19 protein-coding genes and 3 tRNA genes are annotated in these 21012 nt (G+C 45.3%); 11 read left to right on the forward strand and 11 right to left on the reverse strand.

The window, feature by feature from the left end:
* Positions 1–5: 5 nt before the first annotated feature.
* Entirely contained in the window at positions 6–305 is a 300-nt protein-coding gene (locus NL647_RS10940) for a helix-hairpin-helix domain-containing protein (protein ID WP_005446580.1), read from the forward strand.
* Positions 306–457: 152 nt separating this feature from the next.
* Here NL647_RS10940 and rrtA read toward each other — a convergent pair whose 3' ends face one another.
* Positions 458–1009, reverse strand: a complete 552-nt coding sequence (rrtA, locus tag NL647_RS10945; RefSeq protein WP_005446582.1) for a rhombosortase — start codon at positions 1007–1009, stop codon at positions 458–460.
* Between the two features lie 3 nt (positions 1010–1012).
* Here rrtA and NL647_RS10950 point away from each other — a divergent pair, with 3 nt between their 5' ends.
* Positions 1013–1630: a tRNA-uridine aminocarboxypropyltransferase gene (locus NL647_RS10950; RefSeq protein ID WP_253650147.1), complete on the forward strand. Its 618-nt coding sequence runs from the start codon at positions 1013–1015 to the stop codon at positions 1628–1630.
* Between the two features lie 20 nt (positions 1631–1650).
* Here the strand turns inward: NL647_RS10950 and NL647_RS10955 are convergent, their stop codons facing one another.
* From NL647_RS10955 to NL647_RS10965, 3 genes are all read right to left on the reverse strand, one after another.
* Positions 1651–2985 carry an anti-phage deoxyguanosine triphosphatase gene (locus tag NL647_RS10955; RefSeq protein ID WP_253650300.1) on the reverse strand — a complete coding sequence of 445 codons (1335 nt, stop codon included), beginning with the start codon at positions 2983–2985 and terminating at the stop codon, positions 1651–1653.
* A 3-nt stretch (positions 2986–2988) separates the two neighbouring features.
* The gene (gene yfbR, locus NL647_RS10960; protein WP_069218874.1) at positions 2989–3573 is read right to left on the reverse strand and encodes a 5'-deoxynucleotidase; all 585 of its coding nucleotides are present in this window, start codon (positions 3571–3573) and stop codon (positions 2989–2991) included.
* A gap of 83 nt (positions 3574–3656) precedes the next feature.
* Positions 3657–4871 (reverse strand): pyridoxal phosphate-dependent aminotransferase, encoded by a 1215-nt coding sequence (locus NL647_RS10965; protein ID WP_005446588.1) that lies wholly within the window; start codon positions 4869–4871, stop codon positions 3657–3659.
* A gap of 217 nt (positions 4872–5088) precedes the next feature.
* On the opposite strand from NL647_RS10965, the gene NL647_RS10970 reads away from it, so the two are divergent.
* The 6 genes from NL647_RS10970 (at position 5089) to menE (ending at position 12321) form a co-directional block, all read left to right on the forward strand.
* Complete coding sequence (locus NL647_RS10970; RefSeq protein WP_017188355.1) at positions 5089–6396, forward strand: isochorismate synthase MenF; 1308 nt, start codon at positions 5089–5091, stop codon at positions 6394–6396.
* A complete protein-coding gene (gene menD, locus NL647_RS10975) occupies positions 6393–8111 on the forward strand; it encodes a 2-succinyl-5-enolpyruvyl-6-hydroxy-3-cyclohexene-1-carboxylic-acid synthase (RefSeq protein ID WP_253650148.1) in 1719 nt (572 codons plus the stop codon). Before NL647_RS10970 ends, menD begins: the two co-directional genes overlap by 4 nt.
* The gene (gene menH, locus NL647_RS10980) at positions 8098–8892 is read left to right on the forward strand and encodes a 2-succinyl-6-hydroxy-2,4-cyclohexadiene-1-carboxylate synthase (protein WP_253650149.1); all 795 of its coding nucleotides are present in this window, start codon (positions 8098–8100) and stop codon (positions 8890–8892) included. The genes menD and menH overlap by 14 nt, the downstream gene beginning before the upstream one ends.
* Positions 8893–8918: 26 nt before the next feature.
* Positions 8919–9785 (forward strand): 1,4-dihydroxy-2-naphthoyl-CoA synthase, encoded by an 867-nt coding sequence (menB, locus tag NL647_RS10985; RefSeq protein ID WP_005446595.1) that lies wholly within the window; start codon positions 8919–8921, stop codon positions 9783–9785.
* Positions 9786–9913: 128 nt separating this feature from the next.
* Positions 9914–10903 (forward strand): o-succinylbenzoate synthase, encoded by a 990-nt coding sequence (gene menC / locus NL647_RS10990; protein ID WP_253650150.1) that lies wholly within the window; start codon positions 9914–9916, stop codon positions 10901–10903.
* A complete protein-coding gene (menE, locus tag NL647_RS10995; RefSeq protein ID WP_110415482.1) occupies positions 10888–12321 on the forward strand; it encodes an o-succinylbenzoate--CoA ligase in 1434 nt (477 codons plus the stop codon). The genes menC and menE overlap by 16 nt, the downstream gene beginning before the upstream one ends.
* Before the next feature lie 50 nt (positions 12322–12371).
* On the opposite strand, the gene nagE is transcribed toward menE, so the two are convergent.
* Complete coding sequence (gene nagE, locus NL647_RS11000) at positions 12372–13826, reverse strand: N-acetylglucosamine-specific PTS transporter subunit IIBC (protein ID WP_253650151.1); 1455 nt, start codon at positions 13824–13826, stop codon at positions 12372–12374.
* 156 nt (positions 13827–13982) lie between these two features.
* Here nagE and NL647_RS11005 point away from each other — a divergent pair, with 156 nt between their 5' ends.
* Positions 13983–14867 (forward strand): LysR substrate-binding domain-containing protein, encoded by an 885-nt coding sequence (locus tag NL647_RS11005; RefSeq protein ID WP_005446602.1) that lies wholly within the window; start codon positions 13983–13985, stop codon positions 14865–14867.
* Positions 14868–15222: 355 nt separating this feature from the next.
* Positions 15223–15423: a hypothetical protein gene (locus NL647_RS11010; protein ID WP_253650152.1), complete on the forward strand. Its 201-nt coding sequence runs from the start codon at positions 15223–15225 to the stop codon at positions 15421–15423.
* Here NL647_RS11010 and NL647_RS11015 read toward each other — a convergent pair.
* The 3 genes from NL647_RS11015 to NL647_RS11025 form a co-directional block, all read right to left on the reverse strand.
* Complete coding sequence (locus NL647_RS11015; RefSeq protein WP_047513154.1) at positions 15409–16314, reverse strand: YeiH family protein; 906 nt, start codon at positions 16312–16314, stop codon at positions 15409–15411. The two genes, NL647_RS11010 and NL647_RS11015, sit on opposite strands and share 15 nt — an antisense overlap.
* Before the next feature lie 160 nt (positions 16315–16474).
* Positions 16475–18349, reverse strand: coding sequence for an MFS transporter (locus NL647_RS11020; RefSeq protein ID WP_253650153.1), 1875 nt, complete (start codon positions 18347–18349; stop codon positions 16475–16477).
* A gap of 13 nt (positions 18350–18362) precedes the next feature.
* Positions 18363–18953 (reverse strand): TetR/AcrR family transcriptional regulator, encoded by a 591-nt coding sequence (locus NL647_RS11025; protein WP_005446609.1) that lies wholly within the window; start codon positions 18951–18953, stop codon positions 18363–18365.
* Positions 18954–19209: 256 nt separating this feature from the next.
* On the opposite strand from NL647_RS11025, the gene NL647_RS11030 reads away from it, so the two are divergent.
* Complete coding sequence (locus NL647_RS11030) at positions 19210–20082, forward strand: Tim44 domain-containing protein (protein WP_005446611.1); 873 nt, start codon at positions 19210–19212, stop codon at positions 20080–20082.
* A 408-nt stretch (positions 20083–20490) separates the two neighbouring features.
* Here the strand turns inward: NL647_RS11030 and NL647_RS11035 are convergent.
* The 3 genes from NL647_RS11035 to NL647_RS11045 all read right to left on the reverse strand — a co-directional run bounded on the left by NL647_RS11035 (position 20491) and on the right by NL647_RS11045 (position 20944).
* A tRNA-Tyr gene (locus NL647_RS11035) sits at positions 20491–20575 on the reverse strand.
* A 100-nt stretch (positions 20576–20675) separates the two neighbouring features.
* Positions 20676–20760, reverse strand: a tRNA-Tyr gene (locus tag NL647_RS11040).
* Between the two features lie 99 nt (positions 20761–20859).
* Positions 20860–20944, reverse strand: a tRNA-Tyr gene (locus NL647_RS11045).
* Positions 20945–21012: the final 68 nt, after the last annotated feature.

A 21012-nucleotide genomic window follows, 5' to 3' on the forward strand; every position in this document is an offset into this window, starting at 1 on the left:
CTCAAATGAAATGGATGTTAACACTGTGCTTATTACTCTTAGCACCGATGAGCTGGGCAGAAGAGAGTAAGTCGGCTAACACAAAAGCAGCTAAGTACGAAGGTATCGAGATTACGGTAAACGTAAATACAGCTTCAGCGCAAGAGATTGCCACCATGCTAAAGGGTATTGGTGAAAAGAAAGCGAAAGATATCGTCGAATATCGTAATGAACACGGTCCTTTTAAAACCGTTGCGGATCTGACCAAAGTGAAGGGCATTGGCGATGCCACGGTGAAAAAGAATGAAGAGCGTATTTTGTTGTAATCAACGTTCTTGCCATTAAAAAGCGAAGTTTCTGTTTCCTATTACTGCTTTCCCGAACCAATCTTCTTTAATGGTTCGGGATTTTTTTGTTTGGTTAGCTTAAATGCGAAAATGGAGTGTGAAGAGCTCTTTTTAGCGTTTTGCCAAGGGAGCTAACCAAAGAGACGACGGTGTAGCAATTTTTCTAACCCAGCCATACCTAGACCACCAATTGCGCCAAATAAATGCGCATCAACAGCAACACGAGCCCCAATCATTGCAGCTGTACTAGTCGAAGGACCGTAGAACTGTTCCCAGGCGATTTTCGCAATTAGACCACCAACGAGCAGCATGCTGCTTCTTCTGCCATCAAAAACTTCACTCAGAGCCCAGAAACCGAACAATCCGTGCAGTACCCCTGATAAACCAACGTAAACCGACATATTAGTGAACAAGTTCATTGCACCAACAAAGGCGCACAAGACAATGAACACAATGAGAAAGTTGCGCACGGTAGGGCGGAAAATAAAACCAATAATCCATAGACCAGCTAAGTTCATACCAAGGTGAGCAAAGTTGGTATGCGTCAAATTTCCTGTTACGATTCGCCACCATTCGCCATGGCGTATATTGTATGCATGCCATTCAGTTAGACTTGCCATTGGCTCGAATTGAAGTATTAAACAGATGACGCTGATGATGCTCAGCAATGTATAAAGGTTCACTCTATGTCTCGTTATTGTTCTCAGTGTGGAAAATCGCGCAAAGCTTGTATCTGCCAATGGATTGTATCGCTAGCAAACGAGGTTGAACTTATCATCCTTCAGCATACGAGTGAAGAGCATCGTCCTCTCGGTACGGCACGGATTCTCAATTTAAGCTTAAATCATTGTACTTGCTTGATTGGTGAAGACTTTTCTGACGATTCAGTTTTAAATGCCTTGCTTGAGGATGCAACGTACCAGCACTTTATTCTGTATCCTTCAGAGCAGTCGTTGTGTCTTTCTCAGTTGGCAGATGAACGATCTGACTCTACTAAGAAAACTCGTTTGATTTTACTTGATGGGACATGGAAGAAAGCTTACAAGATGTGGCAGCTTTCGACCAATTTACAGTCTATCCCCACGGTGAAGTTGCCGGAAAATCTACAAGGTCACTACACCATTCGTAAAGCACCGTCTGAAAACAGCTTATCGACGGTAGAAGCTGGGTATCATGCGTTAAGCTTGTTAGAGCCAAACCAAGATTTCACACCTTTATTGGCGGCGTTTGAGAAGATGATTGAGTTCCAAATCGCCCAGATGCCTCCGGGCGTATTTGAAAAGAACTATCTGAAAGACGAGTAGCGAAGCGATAGAGTACTTCTCTAAAGGACTATTGAAGAGAACAGCTGTCGATGCAGCTTTTGTGCGTGGCCATCGGTCATTGCTGAGATGTAATCTGCTATCACTCGCATTTTTGCGCTCTCGGTGGTGGCAGTTTGCCACAAGGTTTGGGTGTGTGTAGGAAGTAAGCGTTCAGGATCGGCACTTAATGCCTCAAACAAATCCATGATGATCTGTTGACCCTTATACTCAACAATCTGCACCTGATGCACTTGAATCACATACTTACTAACAAAGTGTTTGAGGACTTCAAGCGCTTTTGCCATCTGTGGTTCTAAGCAGGCGTTCCAAGCCAGCAGCGCATTGTTAAATGGTTCATCGACGACTTTAATTGAGATACTGGTAAGTAGCGCATTGACCATACCGCCGATCGCATCTTTGCGTTCATGATGTTTGCCACTAAACAACATCTGCCCGATTGACCCAATGTGCTCTTCAAACCACGGGTCACCACAATCCGCCAGTTGGCTTGCTGCTCCTTCTTGCCATTGTTGGCGAGTGACCATGCCCAGCACAATTGCATCTTCCAAATCATGTACGCCATAAGCGATGTCGTCTGCGAGCTCCATAATTGAGCAGTCGAGCGATTTGAATCGAGTTTTGCAGTGTTCAAACTCTGATTCCGGACGACAGCGCATTTGGCTTAACAAGGCTTTGTCGTTGTCGGTTAATGGTGCAATAACCCAATCGAACAAATCCTTATCGCAGTCGTAGATCCCCTTTGCTGGGCACCAGTCTTTGGCTTTTAGCTTGCGTTGGTGTTCGACTGGGTCAGGTAAGCAGACTGCACGAGTTTGGCTAAGTAGCGCAGGGTATTTGATCAAACCAAGTAACGCGCGTCGCGATAAGTTCATACCGAAGTGCTCAGTATATGGCTCTAGTTTGGTGACGATACGAAATGTTTGAGCATTCCCCTCAAAGCCGCCATGCTCACGCATCATGTAGTTGAGGGCTACTTCACCACCATGTCCATAGGGAGGATGACCAATGTCGTGTGCTAAACAGAGAGAATCGATCAAGCTGTCAGACGGCAGAAGACCTCGAAACTCTGGTTGCTTTTTCTTGAGCTGCGCTACGATACCCGTTCCCAATTGCGCGGCTTCGAGAGAGTGGGTTAAGCGAGTTCGGTGGAAGTCTTCTAAGCTGTTGCCGTGGACCTGAGTCTTCGCCTGTAAGCGGCGGAAAGCCGCAGAGTGCAAGATGCGCGCACGGTCACGCTGATATGGGCTGCGATGATCGTCACGGCGGATTTTATGTTCATCGTCATGGCGTTCTTGCCATGAAGTATCTAATTCAAACGACACATTTCTCTCCATCAACTAACTGATTTCATCCAGCGATAATTCAAAACTTGGGGCAAAGGTATGAAGGAAGTATTCCATTTCCGGTGTTTTACGTTCTTGCAAAGTGATGTCGAGACGCTTCTTGGCGAGAGCAAACTCGTGATTACCTGCACTAAGTTCTTCGAGACATTTTAAATATGCACAGATGGAATCAGCTTGTTTCACGATCAATGCATCTTCTTCATGCGCAGAGTGCGACAACAGGTAGGGAGCAAAATCGTCTTGAAACTCCTCAGGCAACATGGACAGTAACTTTTGTTCTGCAGCTGCTTCGATCTTCTTATATTCTTTAGAGATTTCTGGGTTGTAGTATTTTACAGGAGTTGGCAAGTCACCAGTTAACACCTCACTGGAGTCGTGGTACATGGCTAGAATTGCTATCCGTTCAGGATTGAGGTTGCCGCCAAACTTCTTGTTTTTGATTAAGGCGAGGGCATGAGCGACAAACGCGACTTGCAAGCTGTGTTCAGAAATGTTTTCCGGTGATACCGAGCGCATCAAGGGCCAGCGTTGGATGAGCTTCATTCGTGCCAAGTGGGCGAAAAAATGGCTTTCTTTCATTGCTGTCTCCAATTTTGATTCTGATACAAAAAAAGGAGCTCACTAGGAGCTCCTCTAAGCATATGAGAGTTCAGTAGTAATTACTACTGGCTATACGTTGTTAAGAACCGTTCAAAGCGACTAATCGCGGTTTCGAGATCTTCTACGTGGGGTAAAGTCACGATACGGAAGTGATCGGGTTTTGGCCAGTTGAAGCCAGAGCCTTGTACCAACAATACCTTCTCTTGTTTTAAGAAATCCAAGACCATTTGTTGGTCATTTTTGATGTTGTACATCTTGGTGTCGATTTTCGGGAACAAGTACATCGCGCCTTTTGGCTTCACACACGAAACCCCAGGGATCTGATTGATCAGTTCGTAAGCGCGGTTTCTTTGTTCAAGAAGACGACCACCTGGCAGGATTAACTCATTAATACTTTGGTAGCCTCCTAACGCGGTTTGGATTGCATGTTGCATTGGTACGTTGGCACACAAACGCATTGAAGACAGCAGTTCGAGACCGTTGATGTAGCCTTGTGCCAAATGTTTAGGACCCGTTAGGAACATCCAACCACCGCGGAAACCACAAACACGGTATGCTTTTGACAGACCGTTGAAGGTCATTACCAATACATCGTCAGTAAGTGTTGCGACAGAAGTGTGTGTTGCACCGTCGTAAAGTACTTTGTCGTAGATTTCGTCGGCGAAGATCATCAACTTATGTTGACGCGCAATCTCAATCACTTCTAAAAGGAAATCACGGCTGTAAACCGCACCCGTTGGGTTGTTCGGGTTGATGAGAACAATACCGCGTGTTTTTGGCGTGATTTTCTTTTTGATGTCTTCTAGATCTGGATACCAGTCCGCACCTTCATCACATAAGTAATGAACAGGCTTACCGCCTGATAGCGCAACAGATGCCGTCCACAATGGGTAATCCGGTGCTGGGATCAGCATTTCATCGCCATTATTCAATAGCGCTTGCATTGCCATTACGATGAGTTCGGAAACACCGTTGCCTACGTATACATCTTCCACATCCAGAGAACGGATGCCTTTACGTTGGTAGTGCTGCACGACGGCTTTACGTGCTGAGTAAATACCCTTGGAATCACAATAGCCTTGAGAAGTTGGTAGATTACGGATTACATCTACTAGAATCTCATCAGGGGCGTCAAAACCAAATGGGGCGGGGTTACCAATGTTTAGCTTTAGGATTTTATGCCCTTCTTCCTCCATGCGTTTAGCATGTTTGAGTACAGGACCCCTAATGTCGTAGCAGACATTGTCGAGTTTTGACGACATCCCGATATTTTGCATTGTTTAATTCCTAAAAAATCGTTAATTTCTTTATTAAAATACAATAATTTGTTTTTTATTAGAATATAAATCTGTAAATTATCCGTTTAGTGGCTAAGTTTTGTCCTGTCGCCATCACAGGATTTTGCAAAAGATCGCATACGACCTTGATTTGCTTTGGGTCTAAACTTAGAGTAGCCGTCAGTTACCACTAATCCTCACATATTTCGAGGTTGATTTGTCACAGTTCCATCAAGCCGTAAATAGAATTATCGAGCGAGTTCAGCAAACGGAAGGCAATCAAACACGTTTAGTCGAGCCACTCAACGAGAAACCAAATTTCGCGTTTATTGACTGGCTTGAAGCACAACCACTTTTTCCCAAGTTTTACTGGCAGTCCCGTGATACTCGTGAAGAGGTTGTTGCCCTAGGTCAGCTCCATTCTTTTGTTGAGCCGGGACCTGCATATACGATCCTTGGAGAAGGTCAACGTGTATGGGGTGGCCGTTCATTCGATGGTCAGCACGAGAAAAATCGTCGCTGCATGCCATCTTTCTTTTTTCTTCCTCAAATCGAGTTGATTCGCTTCGATCAACAATGGTCGCTCGCAGTCAATATCTCAGAAGATAAAACCCGTACATTAGCAGGCTTAAAAAAGCTGGTTTGTGATGTGCCTAGCCTTGCGCCTATTTCTTCTCATATTCGATCTATTGACCACGCGCCAACTGAGCCTGAGTGGAACACGCTAGTAGAAAAAGTGCTGACAGGTATTGAAAACGATGATTTCAAGAAAGTGGTTTTGGCTCGCAAAACAGTGGTTCAACTAGATTCGACACTTTCTGCTGCGCAGTTACTTAAAGCAAGCTACTTAAATAATCACCACAGCTTTCATTTTCTATTGAGTCTAGACAGTAAACACAGTTTTATGGGGTCAACGCCTGAGCGTCTTTATTCACGCGTTGGTCATGAGCTTCATACTGAAGCTTTAGCCGGCACTATTGGTCGTGGCGATAATGCAAAGCAAGATATGGAGCTAGCAAACTGGCTATCTCAAGATTCTAAAAATCTGAATGAAAACCAATATGTAGTGGATGACATTATCGATCGTTTGTCGCCGCATTCAGAAAGCGTTGAGGTCGAAAACGAGCCTCGCTTAGTACGTTTAAGAAAAGTTCAGCACTTGAAGCGTAATATTCACGCTGAACTGAAAGCTGGAATCAATGGGGTTCAGCTTCTTTCCGCTTTACAACCAACCGCTGCAGTAGCGGGTTTACCACGCAAGGAATCGATGCAGTTTATTCTGGATAACGAACCGTTTGCTCGTGGTTGGTATGCAGGTTCGATGGGTTATATTAGCCATGAACGTGCAGAATTTTGCGTTGCGATCAGAAGTGCTTTGATCTTAGGGGATCAAGTTCAACTGTTTGCTGGCGCGGGTATTGTTCCAGGCTCCATTGCAGAACATGAATGGGCCGAGTTAGATAAAAAAATGTCGACGTTACTTTCTCTTATTTCAGATCACCCACCGCTTGGGGTTGCATCATGAGTGCCGATCAAGCTGTTTTGAATCGCATCTGGTCTGAAACCATCCTGACAGAATTGAACCGCTTCGGTGTGAATCACGTTTGTATTGCGCCTGGTTCTCGCTCTACACCTTTAACAGTAGAAGCGGCAGATAACCCCAATTTTACTATTCATACTCATTTTGATGAGCGTGGATTAGGCTTCATGGCGCTCGGACTTGCTAAAGCAAGCAAAGAGCCGGTCGCATTGATTGTGACTTCTGGCACTGCCGTAGCGAACTTATTGCCTGCGATTGCTGAAGCAAAGTTGACTGGTGAAAAGCTGGTGGTACTGACCGCTGACCGCCCTATTGAATTAGTAGGTTGCGGTGCAAACCAAGCCATCAACCAATTGGGTATTTTCGCTGAGCATGTATCGGACAGTTTAAACCTTCCGAGTCCGACATTATCAACGCCTCTTAATTGGTTGCTGACTTCTGTTGATGAAGTGATGTTTACGCAACGCCTAAGAGGCAGTGCGGTACACATTAACTGTGCCTTTCCCGAGCCTTTGTACTCGAACACTGAAAAGAGTACGTACCAAAGCTACTTGGACACGGTTGCAGGTTGGAGAGACAGCAAAGTCACGTATTGTCAGCGATTTAACCCTAAAACCAGCAGTGCGATCCCAAGTTGCGGCGATAACAAAGGCGTGGTAGTCATCGGAAGCTTGCCATTAGTTCAAGCGCAAGCGGCTCGTGTATTTGCGGAACAGATGGGGTGGCCGATACTTGCTGACCCACAAAGTGGAGTGAGTTCTGATTGGGCGCACTTTGATTTATGGCTACAAAACCCAAGGTTGGCAAGCCAGCTTGATGACTGCGATTTGATTGTTCAGTTCGGCAGTCGAATCATTTCTAAGCGTTTTAATCATTGGTTAGAGAGACATGTTTCTCGCAATCAGCATGGTGGGGATATTCAATATTGGTATGTCTCTCCACGATTGGATCGTGATAATCAAAGCCACTTGCCTCAATGGCATTGGGCAGAGCAGCCAAGCGCGTGGGTAGAGCGTACTACAGAGTTTGAATCGGAGTATTCCGGCTGGGCAGATGACCTTGCTGCTGACATCAAACAGGTGACTCAGCATGCGAAAGGTTTGTTTGTCTCCGATCCTAAGAGTGAATTGAGTGAAATTGCTTTGGCAATAGATGTTGCGGAGCGGTCTCAAGGGGTGGACTTGTTTGTTGGTAATAGCTTGTTTGTTCGCCTAATCGATATGTTTGGCAAACTGGACAATACCGAAGTCTTCACTAACCGTGGCGCTTCGGGTATTGATGGATTGTTTGCTACGGCAAGTGGTGTGCAACGAGCTCGTCAAAATCCAATGTTGATGTTCCTTGGCGATACTTCTGCTCTATATGGATTGAACTCACTAGCGCTGTTTACACACCGTGAATTACCTTCGGTTTTAGTGATCACGAATAACGATGGTGGTGCGATTTTTGATTTACTGCCAGTGCCACAAGAGCATAGGGAGTCTTTCTACCAAATGCCCCATGGCTATGAGTTTGAGCATGCCGCTAAGCAGTTTGGATTAGAATACAGTAAACCAAGCACGCTGGCAGAGTACCAAACGTTAGTATCACAACATTTGGCGACAGGTCGTGGAGCATTGGTGGTCGAAGTGCAAACGCCGCCAAATCAAGCGGTAGAGCATCTTAAATCCTTCAATAAGAATCTACATGCTCTATTCTGAACACTTTCCTGCAACGGAAAAACACCAAGGTAGCGAATTACCTACGTTGGTGTTTTTGCATGGTTTGCTTGGCAGTGGTGAGGATTGGCAAACGTGTATGGCAGCTTTGCCACAGTATGACCGAGTAACGATTGACTTACCCGGGCATGGGCATAGCCAATCTATTTTTTGCCGTGACCTGAATGATTGCTGCAAACTGCTCCATTCCACACTATCTTTACTATTTCCCTCACAACAACCGTTTATTCTGATTGGTTATTCAATGGGTGGGCGCATTGCTATGCATGGTCTTGCGCACCAGTGTTTTCTGGATCTCAATATTTGCGGTGCGATTATCGAAGGGGGAAACTTCGGGCTGCAAAGCGAGTCAGAAAAACAAGCACGGTTTCGCAACGATGCGCATTGGGCGAGACGCTTCAAAACAGAGCCTCTTGCCTGTGTTTTGAACGATTGGTACCAACAGTTGGTCTTTTCTTCACTAAACCATGAGCAAAGACAAACATTGATTGAGAAACGAAGTGCTAATCTTGGTTCAGCAGTTGCGGACATGTTGCTTGCGACGTCTTTAGCAAGGCAATCTTACTTGCTGCCTGCGCTGCAACAACAAACCATTCCGCTGTATTACATTTGCGGTTCAGAAGACAAGAAATTTAGTCAACTGGCTGAGAGTAGCGGGTTGGCGTATCGACAAGTTGAGGGCGCTGGACACAATGTCCATCAAGAGCAACCACAACAATTTGCGATGCACATTAATCGAATATTTCATTCTCACTTTGGGTGAGAGCAACGAGAACAATGGGAATCACCATGGCTAAAACAGTAGGCATTTCTGAAGAAGAACTTTACGCTCCGGTTCAATGGAAAGATTGCGGCGAGAAATACGAGGACATTCATTACCACAAGTCTGAAGACGGTATCGCGAAAATTACTATTGCACGTCCACAAGTGCGTAATGCGTTCCGCCCTCAAACGGTGAAAGAGATGATTGATGCGTTGGCAGATGCACGCTACGACTCTGGTGTTGGCGTGATCATTCTAACGGGTCTAGGCGAAGACGCTTTCTGTTCTGGCGGTGACCAGAAGATCCGCGGCGATTACGGCGGCTATAAAGACGACCAAGGCACTCACCATCTAAACGTATTGGATTTCCAACGAGACATCCGTACTTGTCCAAAACCAGTGATCGCATCGGTTGCAGGTTGGGCTGTCGGTGGTGGTCATGTTCTTCATATGATGTGTGATCTAACGATTGCTGCTGACAATGCACAATTTGGTCAAACGGGTCCTAAAGTCGGTTCATTCGATGGTGGCTGGGGGGCATCTTACATGGCTCGCATTGTTGGTCAGAAGAAAGCTCGCGAAATCTGGTTCCTATGTCGCTTCTACAATGCACAAGAAGCAGTAGATATGGGACTAGTGAACACAGTTGTGCCACTAGAAGACCTAGAAAAAGAAACCGTTCGCTGGTGTCGTGAAGTTCTACAACATAGCCCTATGGCGCTACGTTGTTTGAAAGCGGCACTCAATGCAGACTGTGATGGTCAAGCGGGTCTGCAAGAGCTTGCTGGTAACGCGACAATGATGTTCTACATGACGGATGAAGGCCAAGAAGGTCGTAACGCATTCAACGAGAAACGTCGCCCAGACTTCGACAAATTCCCTCGTAACCCATAATCCGTATAAGAAGAGGAGCCATGCGCTCCTCTATTTCGTTTTTCGTCCTGAGCGCCTCGCCCTCTGGGAGGCAGCGGGTTTTCTCGCTAAAGAGCTCAGAATATACGGCATTACATAGGATTCGAATTATGCGTAAAGCGAAGATTTATCGTTACTGCTTGCCAATGGACAGTGGCGTGATACTGCGTGATAACAAGTTGACGGAACGTACAGGTTACATCGTTGAACTGTCCGAAGGTGATAAAATCGGTCGTGGTGAAGTCGCTCCACTGGTTGGTTTTAGCTTGGAAGGTGTGGAAGAAGCCGGTATTCAATTGCAAGCTCAGGTTGAACGCTGGGTTGCGAACTTACCTTTGGATTACAACCACATGTATCCATCGGTTGCGTTTGGTTTGTCGATGGCACAACTGGAGCTTGAAGGTGGTTTACCTGCGCAAGGTAAGCACCAAGTCGCGCCTTTGTGTAACGGTGACCCAGACGATCTGATCCCAAAACTGAACGAAATGGAAGGCGAAAAAGTCGCGAAAGTAAAAGTCGGTCTGTATGAACCGATTCGTGACGGTATGCTGGTGAACTTGTTTCTTGAGTCGATTCCACAGCTAACGCTTCGTCTTGATGCAAACCGTGCTTGGACGCCAGAAAAAGCGCAGCAGTTTGCAAAATACATTGCACCATCACTACGCCAGCGCATCACCTTCTTGGAGGAGCCATGTCGCTCTCCTGGCGACAGTCTGTCTTTTGCAATCAATACGGGGATCGCTATCGCGTGGGATGAGACGTTGCAAGATGCGGTTCGTCGTGAAGATTTCAGCTTGGAAGATCTTACTGGTGTGAAAACCATCATCATCAAGCCAACGTTAATCGGCTCGGTCGATTTCTGTATTAAGCTGATTGAAAAGGCGAAGACGCTGGGCATTAAAGCCGTGATCAGCTCAAGCATTGAATCGAGCTTAGGTCTCCACCAACTTGCGCGCTTAGCACAATGGCAACTACCAAATGAGATCCCAGGTTTGGATACCATTGGTTTGTTTAAAGCGCAATTAGAGCAGGGCTGGCCGAAGTGCGATCTTCCAGTTATTCCGCTGTCAGAGCAGGAGTTAGTGTGGCATTCAGCGTAGATGATATTGCGATTGCACCGTGGAAATACTGGGCTCAAGTGAGCCCTTTTTCTATTGCGCTTGAAACAAACAAAGCGTCGCTCAATTGGCAGCAATTAGCGGCACGGATTAGCCATTATGTTCATTCCCTGCAACAGCAAGGTGTGATGAATGGAGATGTGGTGACGTTAGTCGGTAAGAATCAAGTTGAAACCCTGTGGTTTTATCTTGCCGCTCAGCAGTTAGGAGCGACTGTTGCTTTAACCATGCCGCAGCCTTTTGAGGCTCTGTCTGGCAAACTAACGACATTATACAAACCGAACCAGCAACGCTTTGTTTGGTTTGCTGATGGTGCCGTTGGTTTGTACTCTGAAAATCAGTTATCACAACTTAGTGCTACCTTGTTGTCGATTCCAGACACTAACACCGATGATGTATCAGTGCTCTCTACTGACGGATACTCGCATGATGGATTCGCATCTATCGTATTTACCTCTGGTTCAACCGGTACGCCCAAAGCGGTTGTTCATACACATAGACAACACCTTTCTTCAGCTCAAGGTCTGTTGGCTGAGTTTCGGTTCGACCAACAAGGTACGTGGTTACTCTCTCTGCCGCTTTATCATGTTTCTGGTCTTGCCATTGTGTATCGCTGGCTGTTCGCTGGTGCAACCATTAAGGTCGGAAGTGGAAGCCTTACGGACGATATTGTTGGTGTCTCTCATGCTTCTTTAGTCTCGACCCAGCTTAAGCGTTTGCTGGACGAACAAGTTGAATTGTCTCTCACGCATGTATTACTGGGTGGTAGCCACGTCGCACATGAGCTCGCACTACGAGCGACACAACAAGGCATTGAGACTTGGCTAGGTTACGGCATGACGGAAGCCGCTTCAACGGTGACAGCAAAGCAAATAGACAGCATCAGCAATGCAGGTCACCTATTGCAAAATCGAGATATTAAGCTGGAGGAGCAACGCATTTATATTGGCGGGCTCACTCTCGCAACTGGCTACTTCAATCAAGGAAGTATTACTTCTCTGCTTAATGATGATGGTTGGTTCGACAGTAAAGACTTAGGTGAGTGGCAAGGCGATGAACTTAAGATCATTGGACGAGCAGACAACCAATTCATCTCTGGCGGTGAGAATGTTCACTGCGAAGAAATTGAAGCAGTACTGAACCAAATCGAGGGTATTTCGCAAAGCATTGTTGTGCCAGTAGAAGATGCGGAATTTGGACACCGACCAGTGGCTGTGATTCAAACTGAATCGTTATTGAGCAAAGTACAGTACGAGCAATACCTAAAAACTAAGCTAGAGAAATTCAAATGGCCAGTAGCGTATTACGCAATGCCTCAAACTCTGTTGGGTGGTGGTATTAAAGTGTCGCGCAAAGCAGTGAAAGACTGGCTAAAAAATGAAGTGCAAAACGGTGACTAAGCGTTATTGCACTTCAGGGGGATGTGGTGATGGTGAGTCACCACAATTCTTTAGTTAGTGAGCGCGACTTTCATCTGCTCAGCCACTTTATCTACTTTGCCCAATCCGATAATCACTTGTAAGCCACCTTTACCAATCATAACTACGCCAGCAGCACCTAGTTGTTTTAGCTTAGCTTCATCGGCTAGAGAAGAGTCTTTTACAGTCAAGCGAAGGCGAGTAATACAATTGTCCACCTCGAGAATGTTATCTGCACCACCAATCGCTGCGATGTAGTCTTTCGTCAATTCACCAATGTTCTCAGTGACTTCTTTTTCCATATCCTCGCCGCGACCGGGTGTACGTAAGTTGAACTTAATAATCGCAAAGCGGAATACGCTGTAGTAAATCGCGAAGAAAACTAAACCTTGTGGGATCAGCATGTACCATTTGGTCGCCAGCGGGTTTTGGCTTGATAGTACGAAGTCAACGAAGCCTGCAGAGAAGCCAAAACCTGCCATCCATTGCATGCTTGCCGCAATGTACATTGAGATCCCCGTTAATACTGCGTGAATCAGGTACAACACTGGCGCTAAGAACATGAAGCTGAACTCTAGAGGTTCTGTGATACCAGTGAAGAAAGACGCCATCGCAGCAGCCAGCATGATAGAAAACACTTTGGTTTTGTTTTGCTTATCAGCGCAGTGATAAATCGCAAGAGCGGCACCTGGTAGGCCAAACATCATAATTGGGAAGAAGCCAGCTTGGTACATACCAGTTTTGCCGATCACAGCCGTACCATTGGCAATAGACTGTGCGCCGCCTAAGAAGTTTGGAATGTCGTTGATGCCAACCACATCAAACCAGAAGACAGGGTAGAGCGCGTGGTGCATGCCGATTGTCAGCATCAAACGGTTAAAGAAGCCAAAGAGACCTGCGCCTAACGCCCCCATGGATTCGAGCTTAGTCCCGAAAATAATTAATGCATCGTAAATCACAGGCCATACGTAAAGCAGGACAAAAGCCAAAGCCATGCCAGCGATAGAGGTTAAGATTGGAACCAGACGCTTGCCACTGAAGAATGCCAACGCCTTTGGTAGCTCAACACCAGAGTAACGGTTATAGATTTCTGCTGAGATCACGCCAACTAGAATACCGATAAACTGGTTGTTGATTTTGTTGAACGCATCAGGCACTTCGTCAGCACTAATATCCATCAATTGAGTAACGGCACCCGGTGCTAGTAATGTGGTTAGCACCATAAAACAGATAAAACCAGATAAAGCGGCAGAGCCATTCTTATCCTTACTTAATCCGAAAGCTACACCAACGGCGAACAGTACCGCCATGTTATCAATGATGGCTCCACCGGATTTAATTAGGAATGCCGCTAAAACACTTTCAGAGCCCCAACCGACCGGATCAATCCAGTAGCCAATCCCCATTAATATTGCCGCAGCAGGTAGGGTCGCCACGGGTACCATTAATGCCTTACCGACTTTTTGCATATAGCCGAGTATATTCATATTTGCCCCTATAATTTTAATGCCACCTAAAACATGATCTATGTTTGAAAGTGGTGTTTTTATTTAGTTTCTAGAGACTATTTGAAACTTAATTATCGACGCAAACAAACGAAATCACTACTATCATGAATTAATATTTTTAATGCATGGTGCGTTATGGCTAACCAACAGTTACTGCTTAGAAACCTTCATACTTTCAGTATCGCAGCGAAGCACCTCAGCTTTACGCAGGCAGCGAAAGAGTTGCACCTCACTCAAGGCGCTGTGAGTCATCGCATCAAAGTGCTAGAGCAGGAGCTTGGTTTTTCTCTGTTTGTGCGAGGTACGCGGAAGTTAGATTTGACCGCAGAAGGGTACCGATTCCAAAAGACATTATCATCGTCACTGAGCACCATCTTTAATGAAATTGAAGAAATAAAATCAACGGATTTAGTTGGTGAACTGAATATCGCTGCATCTCCGGGATTCTTAAATGGATGGTTGATGCCACGTATTGCGGATTTTAAACGTCTTTATCCGGGATTTAACCTCAACCTGTTTGCACAGGAAAACCAATTAGATTTAGTGACGAATCACATTGATGCTGCGATTTTTTATGATACGGAGCATTTGGTTGATGTGTATCGCCAAAGACTGTTTGGTGAAAAGTACATCCCGGTCTGTACACCTGAGTACATGAAAGAACAGAATATTTTAGAGGATGGGATGGCATCACTTCATCGTATCAACTTTATCCATGCATTGGGTTCGGATGTATGGCAACGATGGATTGCCCATGTGGGACTTGATGTTGATATCTTTGAGCATTTTTATTGTGTTAGCCATCGAGATATGGCGGTGCTCGCGGCGAGAAATAGTGTTGGTGTGGCGATGGGGCGGTATCGATTCGTCAAAGATCTACTGGATAAAGGAGAATTGGTTAGCCCTTATCCGACAATGGATACGAACTTGGGGTACGATTTAATTTGTCCATCTGGCTATGAACATCGACCTAAAGTGAAAACCTTTATTTCATGGATAGAAAGTCATATACCCAAGTAACCTCAAAATGCTTGGTTCAGCGAGAATGACTTGGTTTGAAGGCGAGACAACAATTTGAAGATCTAGTGGTTCTAAATCAAAAGTTGTTAACGGAGCATACGAACCAAGGCAACTCGCCCTTTGGGAGCGTGTCACTGAAACAATTTCATCGTCAAACAACTTGGAAAGAGCTTGCTATTACGCTTCGTTGTTTTCCTTGAACTTGAATCAGTGACAGCGCTCTGAATCCAGCACCTTGAAGTCACTTGGGTATAGTTGATTTCGCAATGAATTAGTCGAAAAGGTAATTTCGTATCCTTATAACTCTGAATCATAATCATGCTCAAAGATAAAGGAATAAGGCATAAGGTTCAGGATGATCAAATTAGCGTTAGCAGCGGCGGTATTATTGCAAATCGGTGTAGCTGTCAGCAGTGAGGGGTTAATGCGTTCATTGGCTGAGTTAACTGCCTTTCTGGTTGCAATAGCTTTAGTGTTGGTGCACAAAAGTCAAAGCACGCGAACAGTCGAGCCAACCCAGCCTCAGAAAATCGATCAAGGTTTAGCTGAGAAGTAACCAGCCTAGAGACGTAGTAGAAATCAGTACCCACAACGTGACGCCAAACAGTAATGGCTTTGCGCCTGCTGATTTGAGTTTTGAGACTGAAATACTGCAACCAATCAAGAACAAACAAACCACAAGAGCTTGCTTAGCAATGGCAAAGATGCCTTGATATACCACTTCAAATTGTGGGAAGAAATCGCTGAATGCAATTGCAGCACAGTACCAGAAAATGAAGTAAGGAATCACTAACTTACTTTTGCCTTCCTCTCCATTACCTCGAGAAAAGATCACAGCACTGATCAGTGCGACAGGGATAATCCACAATGCTCGGGCGAGCTTCAATGTTGTTGCTGTTGTAAGTGCTTCTTCGCCGTAAGCAGACGCGGCACCCACAACTGAAGAAGTGTCGTGAATCGCAATCGCCGCCCATGTTCCGAACGTATGCTGATCCAAGCCTATTGCGTGACCAATCACTGGGAAGATAAATAGTGCTAATGAGTTCAGAACGAAAACCGTTGCAAGTGCAAGACCGATTTGTTCGTCCTTCGCTTTAATCGCTGGAGCGACAGCGGCAATTGCACTGCCACCGCAAATTGCAGTGCCAGAAGCGATTAAGTAAGCGGTCGTTCGTTCTAACTTAATCATCTTCGCGATCGTCATACCGATCACAAGCGTGCCAAGAATGGTGGCGATGATAAGACCAATACCGTCAGAAGTGACTGCTAGAGCCTGCTCAAAGTGAATACCGAATCCTAAGCCAATGATTGAATAGGAAAGCAACTTCTTGGTAAAAGAGGCAATAGGAAGTTCTGTCGGTACTAGGCTAAAACTCGCCAATAGAAAACCGATCACAAGCGCAATAGGAGAGGACACGAAAGGGGTTAAACAAAACAGCAGTGCCAATCCAAAGGGGATATTCTTTGTATTCAAGGGTGTCGTTCGTTGTTATGAGTTAAAGCGTGGAGTATACAGTAACGCTTTTGGTCAGAAAGTCTTAATGAATTGAACATGCGTTCAGTTAAACTAAACGCATGTTCAAGAATATGAAAGTGCTGCTCTGAGTTTAACGCCAGTCGCCTCGAAGTGCTCTTACTTTTTCAAACATAACTTGCGCGCTGGCTTGTTTTGGATCGACGGGTGTTCCTGCTTCGATTTCTAATTTAGACCAGAAACGGGTTGGTAACCCCTTACATGCGCGACCTTTTGCACGGCTGAAATAGCTGCCCCACAAACCTTTCAGTGCCATTGGTATAACAGGGACAGGGCTGCGGCGAAGGATGATATCGATACCACGCATAAACTCGTTCATCTCACCATCTGACGTTAAACGTCCCTCTGGGAAAATACACACAATATGACCCTCACTCAGTGCTTTCTCAACATCATTAAATGCGCGGCGAATCGATGTTCGATTGCTAGCCGAGATGGGGATCACGCCTGCTCGGCGAAGAAATCGTCGCAAAGGAGGAAGGTTCGCATAGTCTTCTTCCATCACAAATCGAATGAGACGAGGACAAACGGCACTTAATAGCAGTGAGTCCATATAGCTGACATGATTGCAGACGATCAATGCCCCGCCGTGTTCTGGTAGGTGGTGTAAGTTCTTGTGCTTCACTCGGTAAATGGTATGAGTGACCACCCACATTGCAAAGCGCACCACAAAGATAGGAATCTGCAAAAAAATGTACGTTGCAACGAGGAAATTAAGCACCGCCAGAAGAGCAAACAATTGAGGAATGCTCATTTCAAGTATGCTTAGACAAACAATGCCTAATACAGCGCTGCCTACCATGAATAGAGAGTTAAAGATGTTTAAGCCTGCAATGACCTGCGCTCGTTCCGTTTCTTTAGCTCGGTGTTGCATCAAGGCATAAAGGGGGACGATAAAGAGACCGCCGGATACACCTATCATTAATAAGTAGAAGAACAAGGGCCAGAATGCATCGTAGCTAACAAACTCAGCGAAAGTATGGAAGCGAGGCAGATCGCTCGGAATCGATGTTGCCATCAAGAAACCGAAGATTGTGATACCCAGAGCACCAATCGGCACGATGCCGACTTCAATACGATGATTTGAGAGCCAATTACACGCCATGGAGCCAACCGCAATGCCCACAGAGAATAGCGCTAGAAGGAAAGAAACCGCGCTTTCGGTACCGTTCAAATACACCTTGGTGAAGTTTGGAAATTGAGTCAGATAAGCCGCACCTAGGAACCAAAACCAGCTGATTGCCATGATGCATTGGAAGACAATACGATCAGACTTAGCAATCGCGAGTGTGTGCTTGGTCTGTTTATATGGTTGCCATTTGAATTGAATGTCCGGTGCGCTGGCTGATGCAAACGGAATAAAGCGACTAGATAGGTAGCCCAAAACAGCAAAGATGACAACGCAGAAAGCAGCAAGATATTTGGCACTCTCTGCTGAGGCAATAATACCGGCACCGAGAGTACCGACCAGAATTGCGATAAACGTACCAGCTTCGACTAATGCGTTGCCAGGGACGAGTTCTCTTTCATTAAGTTGTTGAGGAAGTAGGGCATATTTGACTGGTCCAAAGAACGCCGATTGGGTACCCATCAAAAACAGCAATAAGAGCAGGACGCCATAGCTTTCGGTGATAAAACCAATTGCGCCTAATAGCATGATGCCGATCTCGAACAACTTTACCTTTCGAATAAACCATGACTTCTCGTACTTATCCGCGAGCACCCCAGCTGACGCAGAGAATAAGAAGAATGGAAGAATAAACAAGCCTGCCGCTAAGTTAATGAAAAGGTTGCTAGAAATTGGTAACGCGCTTGACCCAGCAAAAGCCACAAACAGCAGCAGTACGTTCTTAAATATGTTGTCGTTGAAAGCACCAAAAAACTGGGTAATAAAGTAGGGGAGGAACTTTCGCTGCCTAAGCAAAGACGACTGGCTGTCTGATGACATGAACAATCCTTTATTACCAGCTGATCAGGTAGTTTGAAATCAGGTTATCGATAAGCTCTTTACCATCAATAGGTTCGCTTGAGAAAAATTTGTCATCGACGCTCAGAAGTGTAATGCCGTGAACACCTGACCATAATACTCGACTCGCTTGTAATACTTCAGATTCAGTACGATGGGGAGCGATTTGTGCCAATAAGGATTCCAACATTCCTGTCATACCATCGATGCGCTTCGCGTGCCACTCTGGAAGCTCAGCACCATTCATGTTGTGCTCAAATACCAGTTGCCAGCGGTAAGGGTGTTTTTGCGCAAAGTCATGGTAGCAGTATGCCAGTTCAAAAAGTGCTTGATGAGCATCCTTACTGTTTTTGGTCGCGGTTACTGCTTCTTGTTGCAACTCATCCAATGTCTGTGCAACGGCATGTAAAAGCAGTAGGTTATAGTTGCCAAAAATATTAACGAGAGTACTTGGCACGTAACCTATCATATTAGCGATCTTGCGAAGGCTCAGGTCGTGGTAAGAGTTTTCGTCTAAAAAGTCTTTGACTGTGGTAAGAGTCAAATTGACTAACTCTTCTCTAGTGTGATCGTTTCTGCGCGCCATAATTTAAAACTACTTATTGAACAACGTTCAATATGATAGTCAGCTACTGATTGACCGTCAATAACGCAAACAAGTCAGAAACCTGTGGGTTGGCAATATTCTGATACATGTCTTCTATTACGGATTGTTTCATTGTTGAATCCGACGGAGTATGATGGACACATCTCATATTTAGCGTGCTACTGATATTAGATGCTCGTTCATTTCACTATCATGCAGCGCGATTAAGTACATATCGTCAATTTTAAGGATAACGATGAAACGTTTATTTTCGATTGTCGCCCTACTGATGTTTACTGTTGCTGTAACGCCTATCGCGGAAGCGAAAAAGTTCGGTGGTGGTAAGTCTTTCGGTAAGAGTTATAAAACAGCCCCTGCTCCTAAACAGCAGCAACAAAACACAAACACCATTGGTAAAGAACAAGGTGCTAAATCATCAAGCAAAAAAGGTTTGATGGGCGGCTTACTTGGTGGTCTTCTTGCTGGTGGTTTGTTAGCAGCATTCTTTGGTGGTGCATTCGAAGGTATCCAATTTATGGATATCCTAATCATCGGTTTGATTGCATTTGTTATCTTCAAATTGATGCGTGGCATGCTTGGCGCTAAACAGGGCAGTATGAATCAGCATCGTCAACAGCCAGCATTTGGCGGTAATGCTTCTAAGTTCGAGCAACCAAACATGCAGAATTTTGAGCAACAGCCAAATACAAACGCTGGTGGTTTTGGCGGTTTCGGTGCTCAAACTGACATCCCACATAACTACCCACCGGGTTTTGACCAAGCTGCATTTATCAATGGCTCTCGTGAGCACTACCGCATCTTGCAAGGCGCATGGAACCATAACCAACTTCACACGATTGAAGAGTATGTTTCACCAAGCCTATTTGAAGATTTGAAAGCAGAACGTGCGAAGCTAGATGGCGAGCAGCACACCGATGTGATGTATGTAGATGCTGAAATCGTTCGCGCTGACTACGATGCAAGTAAAGCACAGCTTAGTCTGCAGTTCAGTGGTCGCTACCGTGATGCAGCAGAAGGCATTGAAGAAGATATCGAAGATATCTGGCACCTAGAGCGTGACCTAACGGTACCAAACGCACCTTGGTTGATTGTCGGTATTCAAGGTTAATCACCAACAGCGTTCAATTTAGTCTTAGTAAAATCCCGCTTTCGAGCGGGATTTTTTATGTCTGGAAATCAGAAAATCGAAACCTATCGATATAATTTCGAGTGGTTAAAGTCGAGCAAATAGGATCCTTACAAGGGAAACGATGAGTCACACATAGGGAATGGTGAAGATAGAGCTAATGAGATGATCTATGGCTTGATTCCATTGACCTAAAATAAACCAACTGACACTTTGATTCCCTCTCAAGCAGAGCTAGTTAAAAGTATCTAGGTGTCGTACTACTTAACGAAAGATCACTAAAAATCGCGCTATGAGTGAGACTAGATTTAGCCAGATAGAGGGGTAGTCATTGAAAATTGATAGGTATAGAACGAAAAAAGCCAGCTCAATGAGCTGGCTTCTTCAATATGGTGGAGGGGGACGGATTCGAACCATCGAAGGCAGTGCCGGCAGATTTACAGTCTGCTCCCTTTGGCCACTCGGGAACCCCTCCAGGGTGTTTTTCATACTACAAAGAGTATGCTTGAAAATTAGTTTCCCAACCTAGCTTCCAAGTTGTTCTCATGTTTAAAGGAAAAACATAAGAAAGAATATGGTGGAGGGGGACGGATTCGAACCATCGAAGGCAGTGCCGGCAGATTTACAGTCTGCTCCCTTTGGCCACTCGGGAACCCCTCCAGGGTGTTTTCATACTACAAAGAGCATGCTTGAAAATTAGTTTCCCAACCTAGCTTCCAAGTTGTTCTTATGTTCAAAGGAAAAACATAAGAAAGAATATGGTGGAGGGGGACGGATTCGAACCATCGAAGGCAGTGCCGGCAGATTTACAGTCTGCTCCCTTTGGCCACTCGGGAACCCCTCCAGGGTGTTTTCATACTACAAAGAGCATGCTTGAAAATTAGTTTCCCAACCTAGCTTCCAAGTTGTTCT

This window comes from Vibrio sp. Y29_XK_CS5, from assembly GCF_024181835.1.
In the GTDB taxonomy this organism is placed as follows: domain Bacteria; phylum Pseudomonadota; class Gammaproteobacteria; order Enterobacterales; family Vibrionaceae; genus Vibrio; species Vibrio harveyi.